Origin of the sequence: Sutterella parvirubra YIT 11816, assembly GCF_000250875.1 — a bacterium.
In the GTDB taxonomy this organism is placed as follows: Bacteria; Pseudomonadota; Gammaproteobacteria; order Burkholderiales; family Burkholderiaceae_F; genus Sutterella; species Sutterella parvirubra.
This window is the reverse complement of sequence record NZ_JH605015.1, coordinates 1-2,228: the sequence shown is the minus strand read 5'-3', so window position 1 is coordinate 2,228 and position 2,228 is coordinate 1. Positions and strand designations below refer to the sequence as shown.

1 protein-coding gene and 1 pseudogene are annotated in these 2,228 nt (G+C 68.5%); one reads left to right on the top strand and one right to left on the bottom strand.

The genetic code is table 11. The features are described 5' to 3' along the window. Positions 1-95 precede the first annotated feature (95 nt). The gene (locus tag HMPREF9440_RS09615) at positions 96-1,565 is read right to left on the bottom strand and encodes a tyrosine-type recombinase/integrase (protein ID WP_008543761.1); all 1,470 of its coding nucleotides are present in this window, start codon (positions 1,563-1,565) and stop codon (positions 96-98) included. Positions 1,566-1,781: 216 nt separating this feature from the next. Between HMPREF9440_RS09615 and HMPREF9440_RS09610 the strand changes: the two are divergent. Beyond that, a pseudogene (locus tag HMPREF9440_RS09610) lies at positions 1,782-2,228 on the top strand (hypothetical protein); the annotation flags it as partial.

Genomic DNA, 2,228 nt, shown 5'->3' with positions numbered 1-2,228 from the left:
GGCCGCGCAGAGCGGCCCTCGACATATATATAAGAGGCGTTCGGGACGGCGTCCGACCCGACCGACCCGGGCGTCGTCTCGGAGCGCCTCCGACGTCAGAGCGCCTTCATCTTCTTCATCGCCTCGCTCATCTCGGCTTCTTCGGGCGAGAGGTACCGGCCGGTGGTGGCGACGGACGCGTGTCCCATCGCCGCCTGCACGACGTTGACGCTCATGTTGGAGAGCGCCGTCACGGCGAAGGTGTGGCGCAGCCAATGCGTCGACGATGCGCGCAGTTTCGCGGCGTCCGACGGCCGCGTCGAGGCGACCTCGTTCGCGACCCGCTCGAAAAATCCGCCCAACACCCGGTAGAGGCCGCTGCGGCTCATCGCGGCGCCGGGCTTCGAGCCGCGCCCCAAGTTGATGAGAAGGGGCGTCGTCGGGTCGCAGAGCGCGACGTGCGGGAGCCCCCGGGCGGCGAGCGCGGCGTTCACGATCCCCAACTGTTCTTCCGTCACGGGAAGGCGGCGCACCTTGCTGCCTTTCCCGACGATCTCGATCGCGGCGCGTTCTTCGCCCCCGATGTGGCGTTCGACGAACCACCCGGCCTTGGCGTCGAGCATCTCGGACGCGCGCATCCCGAGGCTCTTTCCCATCATGAGGATGAGCCGCATGCGTTCGCGCGCGAGCCCTTCGGGGAGGAGTTCGAGGTTGGCGACGATCTCGTCCCACTGGCGGGGCGTCAAGGACCGGTCGGCGAAGGCCTGTGGGACGCCTTCGCCCTTCAGGAAGGGCACCTTGCCGCTCACCTGATCGAACGGATTGAAGACGAGGTAGCCGGTTTTCTTGAGGAAGTTGCAGAGCTGGCGCACGACCACCAAGGCGTTCCTGCGGCTCGTCACCGACAAGGGCCCGTTGAAGGGCCGCCAGTAGGGGGAGGAGCGGGGCGTGTTCTTGCTTCCGATCCAGGCGCTCTGCGGAATCTTCCAGCGACTGTCGAACGCCTCCGGGTCCGTGCGGCCCATCTCCTCCAACCAACGGAGGTACTGCGAGGCTTCGCCCGCGCGCACGCCCGAGAGCGGCACCTCCTTTTCAAAGAGGCACCAGAGGAGAAAGCGCTCTGCCTCCTTCCGGTAGGAGGCGCGCGTGTTGACGTTCCCGGCGCGGGCGTCGAGCCAAATGCGGAGCGCGTCGATGTCGGTGCGGGCGTCGAGCGAACACCCGAAGGTGGGCGCGCGGTTGACGCCGTCGGCGCCGGAGAGCCCCTCCGGGACCACGATCCGCTCCAACGGACGGATCCTCGGGTCGCCCGAAACCGTTTCGGTCTGCGCGCCGGGGAGGAAGAACCGTTCGGTCACTTCCCCCACGTCCTCGCCCCAGTGGGCGAGCCAGCGCATGAGTTCCTGGGCGCGCGCCGCATCGATGCCTTCGAACTGCCGGAACCAGGTGGCGCCCAGGGCCGCCGCGCACTCGTAGAGATCTTCGAGCGTCTCGATCCCGCCGGCGGTGAGCGGCGCGCTCACGTCGGGCGGAAGCAGTTTCTCAATCGGTTCGTCGTGCCGCAGCGGGCGCTCGGGGAGGTCCATGGTCGTTTTGCCGGGGTGATTTGGGTGTCGGCGGGGCGGCGCGGTCGGGGATCCTTCCCCGTCCTGCGCCGAAAGCCGGAATTCGGATGCGCTTCTCAGCGAGGCGCTTCCCGCTAATATTAAGGGACGCGCCCGAGAGCGGCGCGGCCCCAAGACCCGACCCTCAAACCGATCCGATCCCAGAGAGGCGCGAAGACCCTTCGCGCCGCCCAGCCCATGCGCCAGAAACTCCGCCGCGCCGCCTTCACGTTCACCGTCTTCGGGATGGTCTTCGGACTCACCGCGCCGGTCGACACCGTTCCGGCTTCGCCCTCATCCTCCATCGTCGGGATGGGGAGCGCGACGGGGACGCCTTCGGGCGACATCCGCGCGGCGATCGAGCCGCGGCTGCGCTCGGTGAGGACGCCCGAATCGGTGCGCTCTGTCGAGATTCCCGAGACGGACCTGATGCCGCCGCCGGAACTCCCCGCCTCGCTGGAACTCTCCCCGCGCGACCCGATCAGGATCGGCATCGACGCGACGCTGGGCGACAGCGTCTACTCGGAGTGGCTCGCCTACACGACGGCGCAGATCCGCCACGCCCTGGGCCCGAGGAACGTCGAAGTCCTCTGGCTCGAAGACCGAACGCTCGCCCTGGCCGTGCGGACGCGACAGGTCGACTTC